The organism is Tahibacter harae, from assembly GCF_024437735.1.
In the GTDB taxonomy this organism is placed as follows: domain Bacteria; phylum Pseudomonadota; class Gammaproteobacteria; order Xanthomonadales; family Rhodanobacteraceae; genus Tahibacter; species Tahibacter harae.
The window spans coordinates 40,741-59,435 of record NZ_JANFQO010000017.1; the positions used below are offsets into that span (position 1 = coordinate 40,741).

Below are 18,695 nucleotides of genomic sequence, written 5' to 3' on the forward strand. Positions count from 1 at the left end.
TCAAACTATCGGGTTCCCGCTCCCGGATCCCCGCCCCCCATGATTGCCTTCCGCAACTTCGCCCTGCGCCGCGGCGAACGGCTGCTTCTGTCCGACATCGACCTCACCCTGCACGCCGGCGTGCGTGTCGGCGTGGTCGGACGCAACGGCTGCGGCAAGTCCAGCCTGTTCGCGGCGATCCAGGGCGAGGTCGAGCCCGACCGCGGCGACCTGGATCTGCCCACGCGCCTGCGCATCGCCAGCGTGGCGCAGGAAACGCCGTCCCTGCCCGATGCGGCCATCGATTTCGTACTGTCGGGCGATACCGAGGTACACGCCATCCTGCGCGCCGAGGCCGCCGCCACGGAACGCGAGGACTGGGACGCCGTGGCACTGGCCCACCAGCAGCTCGCCGCGATCAACGGCTACGACGCCGGCGCCCGCGCCGGCCGCCTGCTGCACGGCCTGGGCTTCGCCGCCGACACGCACCAGATGCCGGTGTCGGATTTCTCCGGCGGCTGGCGCGTGCGCCTGAACCTGGCGCGCGCGCTGATGATGCCCAGCGACGTGCTGCTGCTGGACGAGCCGACCAACCATCTGGATCTGGACGCGGTGCTGTGGCTGGAGCAGTGGCTGCTGAAATATCCGGGCACGCTGCTGATGATCTCGCACGACCGCGAGTTCCTCGACGGCGTCAGCACGCATACCCTGCACCTGCACGACGGCCGCGCCAAGCTGTACACCGGCGACTACACCAGCTTCGAGCGCCAGCGCGCCGAACACCTGCGCCAGCAGCAGATCGCCTTCGAGAAAGAACAGGCCGAGCGCGCCCACCTGCAGGCCTTCATCGACCGCTTCAAGGCCAAGGCGAGCAAGGCGCGCCAGGCGCAGTCGCGGGTCAAGCGCCTGGCCAAGCTCAGCGGCACCGAGGCGGTGCGCGCCGAGCGCCAGATCCGCATTAACTTCGACGCTCCGGCCAAGTTGCCGCATTCGCTGCTGCGCCTGAACGAGACCGACGCCGGCTACGGCGAAATCAAGATCCTGCACGATGTCGGCTTCGGCCTGGAGGCCGGCGACCGCATAGGCCTGCTCGGCCCCAACGGCGCGGGCAAGTCGACCCTGGTCAAGACCCTGGTCGGCGAACTGCCCCTGATCAGCGGCGAGCGCATGGCGCACAAGGACATGCAGCTGGGCTACTTCGCCCAGCACACGGTCGAATCGCTGCACGAAGGCCAGAGTCCCATCGACCACCTCAAGGACATCGCCCCCGGCGTGGCCACGCAGGAATTCCGCGATTTCCTCGCGCGCTGGAATTTCCCCGGCAACCGCGCCTTCGAGGTCATCGACGGCTTCTCCGGCGGCGAGCGCGCACGCCTGGCCCTGGCCCTGATCGCCTGGCGCCGTCCCAACGTGCTGCTGCTGGACGAACCGACCAATCACCTCGATCTCGAAATGCGCGAAGCCCTGGCCGAAGCCCTCAGCGATTTCGACGGCGCCATCGTGCTGGTCTCGCATGACCGCCATCTCACCGGCCTGGTCTGCGACACCTTCTGGCGCGTCGCCGACGGCAAGGTCGAGGCGTTCAAGGGCGATCTGGACGAATACGCGGCGTGGCTGCGCGCGCGTGGCAACAAACAGGAACGCACGGACAAAGGCGAGAAGAAAGTCGCTTGAAAGACGGGATTCGGGATTCGGGATTCGGGATTCGGGATTCGGGATTCGGGATTCGGGATTCGGGATTCGGGATTCGGGATTCGGGATTCGGGATTCGGGATTCGGGATTCGGGATTCGGGATTCGGGATTCGCAGGGAGTGTGCGGCGGAATCCGAGATTTTTGGCAAGTGAAATTTGCCAGATTTCTTCGAGAAGAGGCGGAAAGCTCCCTCTCCCCCGAGCTTGCTCGGGGGAGAGGGCTGGGGTGAGGGGGCGACGATCAACACGCCTCGTCGGCAGGATTTTCGCCCGATCTTTCACCACACGAAGAACCGGAAAAACCCGGACTTCTCCACAATCGGACAAACTGCCCCCTCATCCCAACCCGCCCCCCGTCAAAGCCGGGGTAGAGCGAGCGCTCCGCAATTCCGCGCCCTTGCTTCACCCACGCCGCCGCGCGAAATCGCGCATGAACTCCACCAGCGCATCCACGCTCTGCTGCGTCACCGCGTTGTAGATCGAGGCACGCATGCCGCCGACCAGCTTGTGGCCTTTCAGCGCGAGCAGGCCGGCGGCCTTGGACTCCTGCAGGAACAGCTCGTCCAGCTCCGGCCGCGGCAAGGTGAAAGGCACGTTCATCCACGAGCGCGCGGACTTCTCGACCGGATTGGCATAGAAGCCCGACTCGTCGATGCACGCATACAAGGTTTCCGCCTTGCGCCGATTGCGCAGCTCCATTGCGGCCAGGCCGCCCTCGGCCTTGAGCCACTTGAAGATCAGCCCGGCCAGATACCAGCCAAACGTGTTCGGCGTATTCAGCAGCGAATCCTGCGCCGCATGCTCGGCGAAGCTGAAGATCTTCGGCAACGACTTGGGACAGCGCTGCAGCAAGTCCTCGCGCACGATCACCACGACGATGCCCGAGGGGCCTATGTTCTTCTGCGCGCCGGCATAGATCAGGCCGAAGCGCGACACGTCGATGGGCCGCGACAGGATGGTCGAGGACATGTCGGCAATCAGCGGCACATCGCCGACATCGGGAATATCGAAGAACTCCACACCGCGGATGGTCTCGTTCGGCGTGTAGTGGACATAGGCCGAGGCCGGATCCAGGTCCCACTCCGCCCGCGGCGGAATCGCCGTATGCCTGTTGCCGGCGGAATTCGCCGCGACATGCACCTGGGCCAGCGAACCGGCCTCGCGCACCGCCTTCTCGCCCCAGTCGCCGGTGACGACGTAATCCACGCGCTGATCCGGCCGCGCCAGATTCATCGGAATCTGCGCGAACTGCTGCGTCGCCCCTCCCTGCAGGAACAGCACCTTGTAGTTGGCCGGGATGGCCAGCAATTCGCGCAGGTCGGCCTCGGCCTGGGCGGCCATGGCCATGAATTCCTTGCCGCGATGGCTGACTTCCATCACCGAGGCGGCCGAACCGCCCCACTCCAGCAATTCAGCCTGGGCCTGGCGCAACACGGTTTCGGGCAGCGCGGCGGGGCCGGCGCTGAAATTGTGACCACGGCTCAAGGCATTCTCTCCGGCTGGGGCGAACCCCGATTATGCCGCGGTGCGGCAAGGTTGCCAGGGCCGCCTGGTGATAAGTGACGCGGAGCCGGTTTGCCAGCGCGCGGTACCGCACAGCCAGTCCTTGCCAACTGCGGGCTGCGGGGCTGGCACAGCGCACAACGCCGTCTGACACCAGCCCGCCGGCGCTCGTCCACGCTTGGTTGCACGCGCAAATCCACAGGGCGGCAAAGCCGCGCCTGCCGCAGACGATGACCTTGCCTAGGCCCGCCGCCGCAACACCGATCCCGCCGCCAGGACCTGCTCCATTTCCTCCGCCGGCAGCGCCGGTGCGTAGAGGAAGCCCTGGGCGGTGCTGCAGCCCATGGCCATCAGCAGTTCGGCCTGGGCCGGCGTTTCCACGCCTTCGGCGGTGAGCGACAGGCCCAGGTCTTCGGCAAAGCCCGATATCGTGCGCACAATGGCGCGGTGGCGGCGGTTGGATTCCATGTCGCGCACGAAGCTGCGGTCGATCTTCAGTGCGTCGAAGGGCGAGGATGCGAACGAATCCAGCGAGGAATAGCCGGTGCCGAAATCGTCCACCACCAGGCTGACGCCGAGCTGCTTGACCTCGCGCAGTATCGCCTCGGCCTGCATGCGGCCGGCGCGGAACACGGTCTCGGTGACTTCGATGGCAAGCGAGCCGGCGGCCAGGCCGGTGCGCTGCAGCACTTCGCCTATGCCGGCGGCGATGCTGCGTTCGGCGAACTGGCGGTCGTCGACGTTCACATTGGCGCGCAGGGTGCGGAAGGCGGGATAGCGCTGCTGCCAGTGCAGCAGCTGGGCGCAGGTGTGTTCCAGCACCCACCAGTCGATGGGAACGATGAGGCCGGTCTCCTCGGCCACTTCGAGGAATTGCGGCGGCTGCAGCAGGCCGCGCTGCGGATGCTGCCAGCGCAGCAATGCCTCGCAGCCGACCACGGCACCGCTGCGCAGATCGACCAGGGGCTGGTAGTGGACGCGGAATTCGCGCCGCTCCACCGCCTCGCGCAGATCGGTTTCCAGGCGCAGGCGCGCGCGCGCGGCCTGGTGCATGGCTTCGTCGAACACCATGTAGGCCGACTTGCCGCGCGCCTTGGCGCGGTACATGGCGGTGTCGGCATCGCGCAGCACCTGCTCCGGCGTTTCGTAGCCGGGCCGGCCGATGACGATGCCGAGGCTGGCGCCGGAATAGATGCGATGGCCGTCCAGCACGAAGGGTTCGGCCAGCACCCGCAGCAGCTCCTGGGCCAGGCCCTCGGCCGCTTCCACGCTCCACTGTCCCGGCGGCAGCACGGTGAATTCGTCGCCGCCGTAACGCGCCAGCACCGAGCCCTGCGGCACCGCGCGGCGCAGGCGCGCGGCGATCTCGATCAGCAGGCGGTCGCCGGTGGCGTGGCCCAGGCTGTCGTTGACCAGCTTGAAGCCGTCCAGGTCCAGGAACAGCATGGCGTAGGCGCAGCTGCCATCAGCCTTGGCCTGTTCCAGGCGTGCGGTCATATGGCGCTCGAACAGCACGCGGTTAGGCAGCCCCGTGAGCGCGTCGTGGGTGGCGTTGTGTTCCAGCTCGTTCTCGAAGCGGTGGCGCTCGGTCACGTCGCGCACGGTGCCGCTGAAATAGTCGCCGTCGTCCAGGCGTATGGGCCCGGCGCTGACGCTGATGCGCAGCTCGCGCCCGTCCTTGCGCCGCAGCAGGGTTTCGTAGTCGGCCGGCAGCACTTCGCCGCGCGCCCGTGCCGCGGTGCGCGCCTCGACGATGCGGCGGCCGGCTTCGCTGGCCAGCTCGTTCCAGTGCATGCCGATCAGTTCGCGCTCGTCGTAGCCAGTGAGCGCGGCGAAACGCTGGTTGACGTAGATGTAGCGCCCGTCGCGCATCACGTACACGCCGATCTGGGCGTGCTCGACCAGGGTGCGGTAGCGCTCCTCGGAGCTGAGCAGGGCGCGTTCGGCGTCGCGCCGGGCGGTGATGTCCTGCACCGCGCCTTCCAGGCTCAGCACGCGGCCCTGGGCGTCGCGTACCGCATGCACGTTCAGTGCAACCCAGATCATGCGCCCGTCGTTGCGGCGTATGCGCACTTCCTCGTCGGCGACGTGGCCGTTGCGCGCGATCAGCTCCAGCACGTGGCGGCGCCGGTCCGGCGCCACGTCGATGTCGTCGATATGCGCCATCTTCTGCAACAGCTCGTCGCGCGAGGCGTAGCCGAGCAGGCGCGCCAGCGCCGCGTTCACCTCCAGCACGCGGCCGTCCGGATGGGCCTGGAACAGGCCGACCACGGAACGCCGGAACAGCTCGCGGAACTTGCGCTCGGCCTCGGCCAGGGCCTGCTGCTGGGCGCGTTCTTCCGTGATGTCGCGGGCGGTGCCGGTGCTGGCGATATCGCCGTCGTAGACCACCGGATCGGCGCGCACCTGCACCAGCCGGCGCGAACCGTCCTTGCGCAGCATGGCGATCTCGTAGCCCTGCACTTCGCGCGAGCCGCTTTCGCGCGAGATGCGCCGCTCCAGCTGGGCCGCGCGCGATTCCGGCGCGACCAGATCCATGTACTCGCAGCCGATCAGTTCCTGCACCGCATAGCCGAGCATGTCGGCCATGGCGCCGTTGGTGAACACGACCTTGCCGCGCTGGATCAGGAACACGCCGTCGCGGCAGTTGTCCACCAAGATGCGGTAAAGCTCCTCGGACTGGCGCAGCGCGCGCTCGGCGGCTTCCTGGCGCGTGATATCGACCACCGAGCCTTCGCAGAACAGCACGCGGCCGTCGCCGGCGCGGGCCAGGCGCAGGTTCTCATTGATCCAGATCAGGCTGCCGTCGCGGCGGCGCACCTGGGAGCGGCGGTTCTCGACCAGGCCGTCGCGTTCGAGTTCGGCGTAGAGGGCGGCGCAGGCGCCGGCATCGGCATACACCTGGCGCGAGGGGCGCGGGAATTCGCGCAGCATCTGGTCGACCGAGTCGTAGCCGAAGATGCGCGCCAGCGCGGGATTGGCGTCGATCAGGCTGCCTTCGGGCAGGCTGCGGTAGATGCCTTCGGCGGCGGCCAGGAACAGCGAGCGGAAGCTGGTCAGGTCCAGGTCCGGCGCCACGACTGCGCCGTCTGCCTGCACCTGACGGCCTATGCAGAGGATATGCGGCTGGCCGGCCAGATCGAGGATCTCGGCATTCAGCGCGATCTGCAGCACGCGGCCGTCGCGGGCGACGAATTCGATCTGCTGTTCGGCCAGGCGCCCGGCGCTGCGCAGCTCGGCCCAGAGCAGACCGCGGGCGTCCGGATGCCGCCACAGGCCCAGATCCAGCGGGCGCCGGCCGATCAGTTCGTCGCGGCGGAAATCCAGGGTCTGCTCCACCGCGGCATTGACGTCGACGATGACGCCGTCGCCCGCTGCCAGCAGCATGACCAGGCTGGGCGAGTAACGGAAGGCCGCGGCAATGTGAGTTTCCCCGTGCTCCATCACTCGACATCGGCAGGTTTGGCCGCAGTATAGCCATGCCCATCCACGCCGCCAGCGCCGGGTGAAAGATCAGCGCCGCCGCCCCGGTCTGAAGCGGAAACGAGGCCGACCATGAAGCGATTCCGCATACCGCCCATCCCCAGCTCCGAACTCACGCCGGAGCCGGTCTACCTGCAGCGCCGCCGCTTCCTGCGCGAGCTGGGCCTGTCCGCACCGCTGCTGCTGGCCGGCTGCGGCCGCAGCGACGAGGCCGCCGCGGTGCCCGAGCCGACCGGCCCCACGGGCGCCGAACTTCAGGCCAGCCGGCCCAGCCGCTGGGACGCCAAGGACGCGCTGACCAGCTGGCGCGACGCCACCCAATACAACAACTACTACGAATTCGGCACCGGCAAGGGCGATCCGGCGCGCAATGCCGGCCGCTTCAAGCCCAGGCCCTGGACGGTGGAGATCGCCGGCCACGCCGAAGTCATAGGCCGCTTCGATCTGCAAGATCTGCTCAAGCCGCACGCGCTGGAAGAACGCATCTACCGCCACCGCTGCGTGGAAGCCTGGTCCATGGTGATTCCGTGGGTGGGCATTCCGCTGGGCGAATGCCTCAAGCGCTTCAAGCCGACCTCGCGCGCCAAGTACGTTGCCTTCACCACCGTGAACCGCCCGGAAGAAATGCCGGGACTGGCCTATGACGTGCTGGCCTGGCCGTATCGCGAGGCTTTGCGCATCGACGAAGCCATGCATCCGCTGGCCATACTCGCCGTAGGCCTGTACGGCCGCGAGCTGCCCAATCAGAACGGCGCGCCGCTGCGCCTGATCGTGCCGTGGAAGTACGGCTTCAAGGGTGCCAAGTCCATCGTGCGCATCGAGTTCTGGGAACGCCAGCCGGCCACGTCGTGGAACCTGGCCGGACCGTCCGAATATGGCTTCTATTCCAACGTGAACCCGGCGGTGGATCATCCGCGCTGGAGCCAGGCCAGCGAGCGGCGCATCGCCGGCAGCGGCACCAGCCTGTTCGCCAACCGCGTGCCCACCCTGCCCTTCAACGGCTATGCCGAGGAAGTGGCGGGGCTCTACGCCGGCATGGATCTGCGCGCGAACTACTGATGAGCCGCCCCGCCGACATCCGCCTGGTCATCGTCAAAATAGTGCTGTTCGCCGCCTGCCTGCTGCCGCTGGCGGGAATGCTGTGGGATCTGCAGCAGCAGAACCTGGGCCCGGATCCCGTCGCCGCGCTGGAGCATCGCAGCGGCGACTGGGCGCTGCGCCTGCTGCTGATCACCCTCGCGGTGACGCCGCTGCGCCAGCTCAGCGGCGTGGCGGAAGTGCTGCGTTTGCGCCGCATGCTGGGACTGTTCGCGTTTTTCTACGCCAGCCTGCACTTCGCCGTATACCTGTTCATCGACCTGGGCGGTTTCTGGCGGCAGATTTTCAGCGATATTTTCAAACGCCCTTTCATCACCGTCGGCTTCCTGGCCTGGCTGCTGCTGGTGCCGCTGGCGGTCACTTCCACCCGCGGCATGATGCGCCGGCTGGGCCGCAACTGGTCGCGGCTGCACAGGCTGGTCTACCCGATAGGGCTTTTTGCGGTTCTGCACTATGTGTGGCTGGTGAAGTCCGGGCAGAAGATCGCCGTGCGCGAGCCGCTGGTCTACCTCGCCATCTACCTGCTGCTGATGGCCCTGCGGCTGCCGTGGCGGCGCTGGCTGGCGGCGCTGCGCGGGAAGGCGGCGTGATCTGCCCGGGGCCGGCCCGCAGTCCGCGCCGGCGAACAGCGGTATGGCTGCGCCGCGCCAGTCCTTTGCGCGCCTTTCCACCGATCAGGCAGGCGCGCCTAGCCGGCGGCGGGACTGCAATACTTTTGCACTACGCAAACAGGAACAGCGGCGCGGCACCGAGCCTCAGAAGCCGAACAACAGCAGCAGCGCGATCGCACCGCCGATCAGCGCCGCGGCGGCGATCAGCCACCAGATCTCGTTGCGGCTGGATACCGTGTCCGGGTTGACCGGTGCCGGCGCCGGCCGGGACGGCCGGGTGTCGGGCAGGTTCACCGCCTGCATGGTCTGGGTGATGGCCGGGGCGAAGCCGGGGCCGCGTTCCTCGACCAGCTCGCCGCGCAGCGGCAGGCCGGGCGCTTCGAGCAGGAAACGGTTGCGGTCGAAGGCGATCTGGTCGCCCGGATGCAGCACCGCATCGCGCACCTGTACGCCGTTGACGAAGGTGCCGTTGGCCGAACCCAGGTCGCGCAGGTAGATGCCGTCGCCGCTGTTTTCGATCAGGGCATGGCGGCGCGACATTTCCGGTTCGTCCAGGGACAGGTCGCATTCGCTGCCACGGCCTATGGTCAGGCGGCCGCGCACCGGCACGATACGGCCGAACTGCGCGCCGGATACGCCGCGCAGCACCACCTTGGGCGGAATGGTGCGCTGGCGCGTCTCGGCCGTATCCGCACCGGGCGCATCCGCCGGCACAGTGGTGCGTATCACTTCATCCCGTTCCGGCTTGATGATGATCTGGACGGTGTCGATGCTCAGCACATCGCCCAGGCGGACTATGCCCTTCTCGCGCACCGGCCGCGCATTCAGATGGGTATGGGCGTGCGGATCCAGCACGGCGAGGGTGAGCCCGCGGCCGTCGACTTCGATACGGGCGTGATGCGCCGCCACGCCGGAGGCGTTCAGCACGATCTGGTTGTCCCGCTCCGAGCCTATTCCGCAAACGCCGGGCGTCAGCACGAAATCAGGGTGCTCGCCGTTGGGAAAGCTCAAGCGCGCGCGAATTTCCATCAGCTGACCGGCCTGCTCCGTGGGATGACGCGGTGGCAATTTAGCATGAGCGCCCCGGGGGTTTACCAGCGTGCGCCGAGGTCGAGCAGGATGCGGTCGGTATGTTCGGCCAGGCCCTCGCGCTGCTCGCGGAATGCGGCCAGGCGCAGATTCCAGCTGCGGTCCAGGCCATAGCCTATCCACGGCATGAAGCCGTTGGCGAAACTGTGGAACCACCAGTCGTCCTCGTTGAAGGCGGCGAGCACGGCGTCGCGCTGTATGCGCTGGTTGGAATAGCCGAATTCCCAGCCGCCGGGCTGGAAGCGGTCGCCCAGCACCAGGCTGAAACGCGCGCCGTCGCGCGCCGTGTCGGCGCCGAGGTTACGCACCAGGTCGATGCGTGCTTCCAGCGGCCATTCGCCCAGTACGGTGCGGCCGACCAGTTGCAGGTCGAGCAGGCGGTAATCGCTGGCCAGGCGGCCGTTGGCCAGACGCCGGTTGGTGCGGGTCAGGCCCTGCCGCGTGAGTTGTTGCAGATCGGAAAAATCCAGATAGCTCAGCAGCACGGCGGCATTGCCCGGGGCGCCTTCGCGCCAGCGCCAGGCCAGCTGCGCCGCGGCGAGACGGGTATCGTCCTCGTACAGATGCTGCGCAGCGAAGCCGCCGACGACGAGTTGCAGCCGGCTGAAATCGCCCAGTGCGAAGGACTGGTCCAGGCTGATGCCGGCCGGGCGCAGGTCCGCATCCCAGGTCAGCGGCGACAGCTCCAGCGGCAGCGGCGCCTTGCCCAGCAGAACACGGGTGTGCTCGGCCGGCTGCCAGCGCAGCCAGAACTGATCGAGGTTGGCGCCGTCGCTGCGCTCGTTGTCGTTGTTGATGCGGTTGGTCGCGTTGTCGTCGCTGCCCTGGGCCAGCTCGATCGCGGCGCCGAAGCTGAGTTCGGGCATGGCAGCGAATTCGGCGCCGAGGCGGCCGCGGCCGCGCCAGCGGCTGACGGTGCGGTCGTTGGTCAGCCCTTCGACGTGATCGTAGCGCAGCAGGAAATCGCCGAACCAGCTCCAGCGCCCGGCGCCGGCGGCAGCTTCCTCGGCACTGCCGTCGAGAATGCTGTCCTGGCCGCGGGCCTGGCCGGCGAGCAGGCCGGTCAGCACCAGCAGGCCGCTCAGTGCGGCGCGCAGCAGATAGCCTTCGCTGTGCATGGTCAGGCCCTCAGCCGGGCCAGGGCCGCGGCCAGTTCGGCGGCGCTGGCGGGCCGGTCGGCGGCACGGCGCTGCAGGCAGTGCAGGATCAGCGTTTCCAGTTCGGGCCGGATCTCCGGCCACAGCGCCGAGGGGCGCGTCGGTTCGGCCTGCATCTGGGCCATGTAAATCTCCATCGTGTTCGACCCGCTGAACGGCAGCGCGCCGCAGAACATCTCGGTCATCAGCACGCCGCAGGAATAGATGTCGGCGCGCTCGTCCACTTCCTCGCCGGCCAGCTGCTCCGGCGCGCAGTAATTGGGCGTGCCCAGGAAGGTGCCCGGCTGGGTATGGCCGGGCGTGGCCCGGCGCGCCGGCCGGGCGATGCCGAAGTCCATCAGCTTGGCATTGCCGTTGGCTTCGAGAATCAGGTTCTCGGGTTTGATATCCCGGTGCAGCACGCCGACCTCGTGCGCCGCAGCCAGGCCGGCGGCGAGCTGGCGCGCGATGCGCAGGCCGGCCGAATACGGTACGCGCTTGGCCTCGCGCAGCAGATAGCGCAGGGTCATGCCGCGCACGTATTCCATGGAGATGTACGGCAGGCCGTTGACTTCGCCGAAATCGAAGGTGCGCAGCACGTTGGGATGGGTGATGCGCCGGGCCAGCTTGATCTCGCTCTTGAGCCGGTCCAGCTGCTCGGCGTCCAGCAGCGCGCCGGGCTTGAGCATCTTCAGGGCGACCACGTCGTCGAGTTCCAGGTCGTGCGCCTTGTACACCACGCCCATGCCGCCGGCACCAAGCACCGACAGCACGCGGTAGCGCCCGCCCAGGGTCGCGCCCGGCGCCAGCTCGCCGCTGTCGCGCAGCGTGCGCGCCACGCTGCTGCGCGGCGTGACCGCAGCGGTGCCGCGCGGCACGGTGTCGTTGGCATCGAGGTCCTGCGCGGGCGCCGGCAGGCGCTGCAGCAGCGCCGCGGCCGGCGCGTAGAACTGGCGGCTGCTGAAACCGCCCGCGGCCACGCCGACCGCATCGGCGCCGAATTCGCGTTTGAGGCTTTCGCCGATGCTGCGGCCGGCCAGCACCTGGCCCGGCGCCGCATCACAGAGCAGGCGGTCGATCTGCACCTGGGCCGCGCCGATCAGCTGGCTGGCGCTGCCGCCTTCGGCCAGCACCATGCTGCCATCGGCCAGCGCCGCGGCCGGCGGCGTTTCGCGGTTGAATTCGTCGCGCAGCAGGCGCAGCGCCGCGTGCAGGGGCTGCGCCCCCGTGAAGGCCAAGGTCCAGCGGCCGCCGGGAGCGTCCAGCAGCAGTGCGGCCGCGGCCGCCGCCGCGGCCGCGAGGCGGGACTGGATCTGCGCGCGCTCGTCGAGCACGGCTTCCGGCGCCGTGGTCGCGGGCAGGCTGAGCAAATGGCGGTATTCCAGCCCCAGCAGCACCGCGCTTTCGCGCCGCGGCGGCGTGGACGCAACGATAGGCTGCGTGTGCACGGCCAGGCCGGAACCTTCCTGGCCGGGTTCGGGCAGGAAGCGCGCCAGGTTGCCGACATAGCCCTCCATGTCGCTTTTCTCGCGCAGGTCCGACAGCAACGAGTCGAAGGCCCGCGCCAGCCGCGCCAGTTCATCGCTGCCGGCGGTGCCCAGGCGGGTCTGGAAATTGCCGGCCGCGGCCTGTTCGGCCGCGCTGGCCATGGCACTGACCGGACGCAGGATGCCCTTGGAAATGAGATAGGACAGCGGCAATGCCAGCAGCAGCGTGACCAGGCCGCCGATCAGCACGCTGTTGAGGATGGCGCGATAGCTGGCGACCACCTGGTCGGAGGAAGCCAGCACCATGACCTGGCCCAGATCGGCCGCGTCCGCGGCGGCAGTCGGCGCTGCGCGCGCGATCCATTCCTGGCCGTCCAATTGCAGCCGCGCACCAGCCGGCATGGCCGCCTGCGCCAGGCCGGCCATGTGCTCGCGCAGCTGCGCCGCCGGCGTGGTGTCAAGCGAGGACGCCACCAGGCCCGGCTTGCCGCCCAGCGGCATGAAGAACGCGATCTCCGCGCCGCTGACCTGGGCCACCTTGCGCGCGAGCGCATCGTCGACCACCTGGGCCAGCAGCAGATAGCCGACCACACCCTGGTCCTGCGCCAGCGGCATGATCGCGGCCTGGTAGAGCTTGCCCTCGTGCCGCCAGTAGCCGCTGAGCGGGCGCGATTCGGCCAGGGCCGGCGCGACCAGTGCATCGGCCGCCAGCGATTCGGTGAAGGCCTCGTTCTGGTCGGTGCGCGCCAGCACCTCGCCCTTGCCGTCCAGCAGTATGCCCAGGCTGAAACCGATGTCCTTCTGGCGATCGCCGAGCAGGTCGCGCATGGACATGGTATCGGGCGCGGCATCGCCGCCCAGGCCGGGCAGGTCGCTGGTGCTGTTGGCGTCGGCGATGTATTTGACGAAGCTGGCGTCGGAGGCGACCAGGCGCAGGCTGAGTTCCAGCTGCTCCAGGCGGTGCTGCTCGAACTCGCGCTGGGCCGCGGCACTGGCGGTCAGAGTCTTGTCGATGGCGCGCGCGGCGATGCGCTGCCCCTGCACATAGGTGACGACGACGGCGGCGCTGACCGCCAGCAGGATCAGCACGGCCGTGGCGAGAAAGAAACGGATCGCCAGCGGCAGGGCGAAACCGCGCTGGCGTGCAGGCCCGTCAATAGCCGCCATCGCTGCTCCTGCCGTAGGGCTTGCCGAATTTGTTCATGTGCGGGGGAACCTTCTTCTGCGCCAGTTCCAGCTTGACCTCCACCGGCCCGTCCTTGCCGGCGACGAGCTGGGCATGCCAGGGCGTGGCGCGGTCCAGCCAGACCACCAGATCGCCCTTGCCCGCCGGCAGGTCCTTGAGCCGGAAGCGGCCCTGGGCGTCCGGCCGCACGAAGAACGGCGTGTCCAGCACCAGGATATGGCCGACCATGGAATGGTGCACATTGCAATAAACCCGCACGTAGCCGGGCTTGTCGAAACGCTGTGCCTTGCCCTCGCCCTGGCCGTACAGACCGATGTCGAAGCTGTTTTCTTTCGAGGTCGAGAAGGCGTTGTGCAGGATGGGATCCTGGTTGGGGAAGCGCACCTCGCTGCCGACCGTGACCGGCAGTATGCGCGGCGAGAACTGCTTGCGCAGCGTGGTCATGTCCACCGGCCGGCGCGCCGGCGGCGCCGCCACCGGCGTGGACGGGCGGAAATACACCACGGCTTCCGCGGCCTCCTCGGGCCGCAGCGGCTTGCCGTCCAGGGACAGGGTGACCTGGCCTTCTATCGTCGCGGCCGAGGCGCCGGCGCAGGCCAGCATTCCTACCGCCCACCGCAGCGCTGCTGTTGCTCGCACATCGTCCCCTTTGCGTCGCCTGAAATCGCTGCCGGCGTTCCCCTGATAAACGCCGCGGACAGTCCGGATCGAACGGCTCGCTTGAAAATTCCCCTGCCGCCGCAATCGTCGCAGCATGCGGCGCTGCATCACGCGCAGACCGCCGCCTCGCGGCATCATAGTGCAAAGCCCGCGGGGCGAGCAGCCCGCAACCCTTCAGACCAGCGGAACCTTCGATGCCGTCCATTGATATACGCCACAAGCACGCAAAACCCGTCAAGGAAGCCAAGATCGCCGTCAGCGAGGTGGCCGAGGAAATCTCGCGCAAGTTCGAGCTGCGCTACGGCTGGAAAGGCAACGTGCTGCATTTCGAGCGCTCCGGCGTGAACGGCCAGATCGCGCTGGAAAAAGGCCTGGTCCACGTCACCGCGGAGCTGAGCTTCCTGCTGTCCATGCTCAAGCCCGCCGTCGAACAGGAAATCCAGAAGCGCCTGGTGCAGCACTTCGGCACGGCCTGAGCCGGCCCTGGCGGCCAGGCCGGCCGCCCTGCCCCCGGCGGACCGGGCGGGACGGCCGCAACCGGCTGACTGCAACGAGTGGCTACGGCGCGGCGACGGGAGAAGGCGGTCTACGGCGCCTCGACTACAATCGGCCGCCTCCCCATCCTTCCGGATCGCCATGCTCGTCATCCAGGCCGCCAGCCAGCCGCAGAAGCCGCGTCGCCGTCCCCGCCTAGGCCTGGCCGTGGCGGGCGGCGGCCCCATCGGCGGCATGTACGAACTGGGCGCCTTGCGCGCGATCGAGGAAGCGGTGACCGGCCTGGAGCCTACGGAGCTGGACGTCTATGTCGGCGTCAGCTCCGGCGCCTTCATCGTCGCCGGCCTGGCCAACCGGCTGGACACGGTCGAGATGTGCCGCATCTTCCTGACCGGCGAATCGCACCAGGCCCGCTTCCGTCCCGACATCTTCGTGCAGCCCGCCCTGGGCGAATACCTGCGCCGCGCCCTGCGCGCGCCGCGCGTGCTGCTGGAATGGATGGCCGCCGTCGCCACCAATCCGCTGGGCCAGAGCCTCACCGACAACCTCATCCGCCTGGGCGCCCTGGTGCCTACCGGCCTGTTCGACAACGCCGCGATCGAGGCCTTCCTGCGCGAGATTTTCAGCCACGGCGGCCGCAGCAACGATTTCCGCGCACTGGCGCGCAAGCTGTACGTGGTCGCGGTGGAGCTGGATACCGGCAAGGCCGTGCGCTTCGGCGCACCGGGCCACGACGACGTGCCGATCTCGCGCGCGATCCAGGCCAGTTCCGCCCTGCCCGGCCTGTACCCGCCGGTGTCTATCGGCGACAAGCTCTATGTCGACGGCGCGCTGCAGCGCACCTTGCACGCCTCGGTCGCCCTGGACGAGGGCGCCGACCTGGTCATAGGCATCAATCCGCTGGTGCCCTTCGACGCCCGGCGCGCCCAGGCCAACGGCCAGGCCGAGGTCGGCAGCCTGATCGAAGGCGGCCTGCCGGCCGTGCTGTCGCAGACTTTCCGCACCCTGCTGCAATCGCGCATGCAGGCCAGCCTGTCCAAGTATGCGCGGCATTACGAGAAGTCCGACGTGGTGCTGTTCGAGCCCAATCCGGACGATGTGCAGATGTTCTTCACCAATGTGTTCAGCTACGACAACCGTTTGCAGGTGGCCGAACACGCCTACCGTTCCACCCTGAACGATTTGCGCCGCCAGCGCGCCGAGCTGGAGCCGGTGCTGGCCCGCCACGGCCTGGCGCTGGATGATGCCCTGCTCGCCGACAGCGGCCGCGGCCTGCGCGACGGCCTGCACCAGCCGCCGGCCCGGCCCACGCCGGCGACGCAGCGCCTGCGCCGGGCGCTGGACGAGCTGGAAGGCCTGGTCGCCGCCGACGCCGCCCCGGCCCGCGGCCGCGCCCGCCAGGCGCGCAAAATAAAAAGCTAATTCTATATTTTAATACCCAAGCTGCCGCGTCGCCGGCACGCGACACGCTCCGACCATAGTGTGATTATTCTAGCCCCCGCCCCGAGACTGCCGCGCAAACTTGGGCGTATCCGCGTACCGGGGAACATCTCTTCAGGAGCGTCGTATGAGCAAACCGAAACTGAAAGCCAAAGGTAAGGCCAAGCCGGCGCCGAAGTCGGCGGACAACCTCGGCAAGTCGATCATGGAATCGGCCCAGCAGATCTGGCTGGCCGGCCTGGGCGCCTTCGCCAAGGCGCAGGAAGAAGGCACCAAGCTGTTCGACACCTTGGTCCGCGAAGGCGTAAGCCTGGAACAGAAGACCCGCAAGCTCGCCCTGGGCAAGGCCGACGAAGTGCGCGACGCGGTCGAGACCGGCGTCAGCCAGGTCAAGGAACGCACCCAGGAAACCTGGGACAAACTGGAAAAAGTGTTCGAAGACCGTGTTTCCAAGGCCCTGGGCAAGCTGGGCGTCCCCGGCCGCCGCGAACTCAACGAGATCGCCGAGCGCGTGGAAGAACTCTCCCGCGAAGTGCGCAAGCTCAAGCCCGGCCGCAGCGCCGCCGCTGCCGCTCCGGCCGCCAAGCCCGCCGCGCCCAAGGCCAAGCGCCAGCCCAAGGCCAAGCCCGCCCCGACGGCGGAATAAGCCCGGCGCAGCCGCATCGCTTCATCACAGCACGGCCGCCACGGCGGCCGCGCGTTTTCCAGCCCATCAATCACCAACGACGCCGGGATCCCTCCCCCCGGTTTCTGGTTGATGGGTTTTTTTATGCCCGTTCGTCCGCGGCTGTTGCGACGACTTCGGCCAGCAACTGGCCCTGGCGTACCTGCTGGCCCACACGACAGTGCAGCGTCTGCACCATGCCGTCGCAGGCGGCAGCCAGCGGAAATTCCATCTTCATGGCTTCCAGCGCGAGCAGCAATTCGCCGCGCCTGACGGCCTGCCCCGGCTGCACCGCCAGCGCAACGATACGGCCGTCCATGGGCGCGAGCAGGCGGCCGTCGCCGGCGGCTGCGGCCGAAGGTGCAGCGGCATAGGTTCTGTCCTCGTGGCAACGAAGTACGCCGTCGGCATCCAGCCACAGGCGGTCGCCCTCGCGGGCATGGCGCACTTGTGCGTCGATACCGTTGCGGCGATAACGCAGCAGGCCGTCGTCGCAGGCGAGCACGCTCACCGTCTCGCCTGCGGCCTGCGGCGCATCGGCCAGGCTCAGCACGTATTGGTCATTGCCCAGCGCCTGCACCAGGCAACGCCGTTCCACACCCGCGCACCGCAGCAGCAGCGGCGTGGCCAGGCCAGGCGCGCTGTGCCAGTTGCTCAGCGCAGCGGCGAAGCCGGCTGCGCGGCGCAGCGCCACGGCGTCGCTGTGATGCAGGACCAGCGCAGCGAGCAGGGTCTGCCACGGCGTCGGCCCGGCCGACGCGCGCAGGTGCGCGGCGGGAAAATGTTCGACGACGAACGCGGTGGAGAAATCGCCCGCGGTAAACGCCGGATGCTCCAGCGCCGCCAGCAGGAAATCGCGATTGTTCGCCACGCCCAACAACAGCGTATCGCGCAACAGCCGGCCCAGACGCCGCCGCGCCTGTTCGCGTGTCGCGCCGTAAGCTATGAGCTTGGCTTGCAGCGAATCGTAGTGCGGGCCGATGTCCAGCCCTTCGCACAGGCCGTGATCCACACGCAGCCCCGGGCCTTCGGGCACCCGCCAGCACAACACGCGGCCGGTCTGCGGCCGGAAGCCGTCAGCCGGATCTTCCGCGCACAGGCGCACTTCGATCGCGCAGCCGCTGCGGCGCGCGTCGATCTGTTCCTGGCTCAGCGGCAGCGGCATTCCCTGGGCGACCAGCAGCTGCCAGGCGACGAGATCGATGTCGTGCACCAGTTCCGTGACCGGATGCTCGACCTGCAGCCGCGTATTCATCTCCAGGAAATAGAAACGGCCGTCAGGGGCGAGCAGGAACTCCACCGTGCCCGCACCGACATAGTCCACCGCCTGCGCCGCCGCGACTGCGGCTGCGGCCATGCGCGCGCGCAGCGCTGCATCGACCGCCGGCGACGGGGTTTCCTCGATCAGTTTCTGATTGCGCCGCTGCACGCTGCAGTCGCGCTCGCCCAGGTGGACGATATGGCCATGGCGATCGCCGAATACCTGGATTTCCACGTGCCGCGCCGCCGGCAGCAGCTGTTCGATCAGCAGTTCGCCGTCGCCGAACGCGCTGTGCGCTTCCGAGCGCGCGGCCGCCAGCGCCGCGGGCAATTCCTGCAAGGTATCCACCCGGCGCATGCCGCGGCCGCCGCCGCCGGCTGCGGCCTTGATCATCAGCGGCAAGGGAATGTTCTTCGCCGCAGCCAGCAAGGCCTCGTCCGACTGCTGCGCGCTTTCGCAGCCAGGCACGCAGGGCACGCCGGCCGCGCGCATGCGCTGCTTGGCCTGCGCCTTGTTGCCCATGGCCTCGATCGCGGCTGGATCCGGGCCTATGAACACCAGTCCGGCCTGCTGCACGGCACGCGCGAAATCGGCGCGCTCGGACAGAAAACCGTAGCCGGGATGCACGGCCCGGGCGCCGCTGTCCAGCGCGGCCTGCATGATGCGGTCCATGCACAGATAGGATTCCCGCACGCTTGCCGGCCCCAGGCAGACGGCGCAGTCGGCCAGGGCCACATGCGGCGCGGCGCGGTCGGCCTCCGAATACACCGCGACCGTGGCCAGGCCGAGCGCCTTGCAGCTGCGCAGCACGCGCAACGCGATCTCGCCGCGGTTGGCCACCAGTACGCTGTCGAATCCCTGGCTCATCGTTGCGCGCCTTCGGCTGTCTGTGCTTCGGATAAAAAACTAC

The 18,695-nt window shown here is 68.5% G+C and carries 12 protein-coding genes and 1 pseudogene; 6 read left to right on the forward strand and 7 right to left on the reverse strand.

Annotated elements, in window-relative coordinates; translation table 11 throughout:
• Nucleotides 1-39: 39 nt before the first annotated feature.
• Nucleotides 40-1,617 (forward strand): annotated as a pseudogene (locus tag NM961_RS17120) (ABC-F family ATP-binding cassette domain-containing protein); the annotation flags it as partial.
• Between the two features lie 457 nt (nt 1,618-2,074).
• On the opposite strand, the gene serC reads toward NM961_RS17120, so the two are convergent.
• Together serC and NM961_RS17130 are read right to left on the reverse strand one after the other, a co-directional pair.
• Nucleotides 2,075-3,157: a 3-phosphoserine/phosphohydroxythreonine transaminase gene (serC, locus tag NM961_RS17125; protein WP_255915632.1), complete on the reverse strand. Its 1,083-nt coding sequence runs from the start codon at nt 3,155-3,157 to the stop codon at nt 2,075-2,077.
• A 258-nt stretch (nt 3,158-3,415) separates the two neighbouring features.
• Entirely contained in the window at nt 3,416-6,619 is a 3,204-nt protein-coding gene (locus NM961_RS17130) for a PAS domain S-box protein (protein WP_255915633.1), read from the reverse strand.
• A 111-nt stretch (nt 6,620-6,730) separates the two neighbouring features.
• Between NM961_RS17130 and msrP the strand changes: the two genes are divergently transcribed.
• Nucleotides 6,731-7,717 carry a protein-methionine-sulfoxide reductase catalytic subunit MsrP gene (gene msrP / locus NM961_RS17135; protein WP_255915634.1) on the forward strand — a complete coding sequence of 329 codons (987 nt, stop codon included), beginning with the start codon at nt 6,731-6,733 and terminating at the stop codon, nt 7,715-7,717.
• Nucleotides 7,717-8,346 carry a protein-methionine-sulfoxide reductase heme-binding subunit MsrQ gene (gene msrQ, locus NM961_RS17140; RefSeq protein WP_255915635.1) on the forward strand — a complete coding sequence of 210 codons (630 nt, stop codon included), beginning with the start codon at nt 7,717-7,719 and terminating at the stop codon, nt 8,344-8,346. Before msrP ends, msrQ begins: the two co-directional genes overlap by 1 nt.
• Before the next feature lie 165 nt (nt 8,347-8,511).
• Here the strand turns inward: msrQ and NM961_RS17145 are convergent, their stop codons facing one another.
• From NM961_RS17145 to NM961_RS17160, 4 genes are all read right to left on the reverse strand, one after another.
• The gene (locus tag NM961_RS17145; RefSeq protein WP_255915636.1) at nt 8,512-9,378 is read right to left on the reverse strand and encodes an FHA domain-containing protein; all 867 of its coding nucleotides are present in this window, start codon (nt 9,376-9,378) and stop codon (nt 8,512-8,514) included.
• Between the two features lie 80 nt (nt 9,379-9,458).
• Nucleotides 9,459-10,574, reverse strand: a complete 1,116-nt coding sequence (locus NM961_RS17150; protein WP_255915637.1) for a putative porin — start codon at nt 10,572-10,574, stop codon at nt 9,459-9,461.
• Nucleotides 10,575-10,576: 2 nt separating this feature from the next.
• Nucleotides 10,577-13,246, reverse strand: a complete 2,670-nt coding sequence (locus NM961_RS17155; protein WP_255915638.1) for a serine/threonine-protein kinase — start codon at nt 13,244-13,246, stop codon at nt 10,577-10,579.
• Entirely contained in the window at nt 13,233-13,868 is a 636-nt protein-coding gene (locus NM961_RS17160; protein WP_255915639.1) for a cupredoxin domain-containing protein, read from the reverse strand. Before NM961_RS17160 ends, NM961_RS17155 begins: the two co-directional genes overlap by 14 nt.
• Before the next feature lie 251 nt (nt 13,869-14,119).
• Here NM961_RS17160 and NM961_RS17165 point away from each other — a divergent pair, with 251 nt between their 5' ends.
• From NM961_RS17165 to NM961_RS17175, 3 genes are all read left to right on the forward strand, one after another.
• Complete coding sequence (locus NM961_RS17165; protein WP_255915640.1) at nt 14,120-14,401, forward strand: polyhydroxyalkanoic acid system family protein; 282 nt, start codon at nt 14,120-14,122, stop codon at nt 14,399-14,401.
• A 160-nt stretch (nt 14,402-14,561) separates the two neighbouring features.
• Complete coding sequence (locus NM961_RS17170) at nt 14,562-15,842, forward strand: patatin-like phospholipase family protein (RefSeq protein WP_255915641.1); 1,281 nt, start codon at nt 14,562-14,564, stop codon at nt 15,840-15,842.
• Nucleotides 15,843-15,987: 145 nt separating this feature from the next.
• A complete protein-coding gene (locus tag NM961_RS17175; RefSeq protein ID WP_255915642.1) occupies nt 15,988-16,506 on the forward strand; it encodes a phasin family protein in 519 nt (172 codons plus the stop codon).
• Between the two features lie 121 nt (nt 16,507-16,627).
• On the opposite strand, the gene NM961_RS17180 is transcribed toward NM961_RS17175, so the two are convergent.
• Nucleotides 16,628-18,652 carry an acetyl/propionyl/methylcrotonyl-CoA carboxylase subunit alpha gene (locus NM961_RS17180; protein WP_255915643.1) on the reverse strand — a complete coding sequence of 675 codons (2,025 nt, stop codon included), beginning with the start codon at nt 18,650-18,652 and terminating at the stop codon, nt 16,628-16,630.
• Nucleotides 18,653-18,695 lie beyond the last annotated feature (43 nt).

What these genes read in the sequence shown, in the direction of transcription:
- NM961_RS17130 (WP_255915633.1), bottom strand. Translation starts at nt 6,619, where the DNA reads ATGGAGCACGGGGAAACTCACATTGCCGCGGCCTTCCGTTACTCGCCC.
- msrP (WP_255915634.1), top strand. Translation starts at nt 6,731, where the DNA reads ATGAAGCGATTCCGCATACCGCCCATCCCCAGCTCCGAACTCACGCCG.
- msrQ (WP_255915635.1), top strand. Translation starts at nt 7,717, where the DNA reads ATGAGCCGCCCCGCCGACATCCGCCTGGTCATCGTCAAAATAGTGCTG.
- NM961_RS17150 (WP_255915637.1), bottom strand. Translation starts at nt 10,574, where the DNA reads ATGCACAGCGAAGGCTATCTGCTGCGCGCCGCACTGAGCGGCCTGCTG.
- NM961_RS17155 (WP_255915638.1), bottom strand. Translation starts at nt 13,246, where the DNA reads ATGGCGGCTATTGACGGGCCTGCACGCCAGCGCGGTTTCGCCCTGCCG.
- NM961_RS17160 (WP_255915639.1), bottom strand. Translation starts at nt 13,868, where the DNA reads ATGCTGGCCTGCGCCGGCGCCTCGGCCGCGACGATAGAAGGCCAGGTC.
- NM961_RS17165 (WP_255915640.1), top strand. Translation starts at nt 14,120, where the DNA reads ATGCCGTCCATTGATATACGCCACAAGCACGCAAAACCCGTCAAGGAA.
- NM961_RS17170 (WP_255915641.1), top strand. Translation starts at nt 14,562, where the DNA reads ATGCTCGTCATCCAGGCCGCCAGCCAGCCGCAGAAGCCGCGTCGCCGT.
- NM961_RS17175 (WP_255915642.1), top strand. Translation starts at nt 15,988, where the DNA reads ATGAGCAAACCGAAACTGAAAGCCAAAGGTAAGGCCAAGCCGGCGCCG.
- NM961_RS17180 (WP_255915643.1), bottom strand. Translation starts at nt 18,652, where the DNA reads ATGAGCCAGGGATTCGACAGCGTACTGGTGGCCAACCGCGGCGAGATC.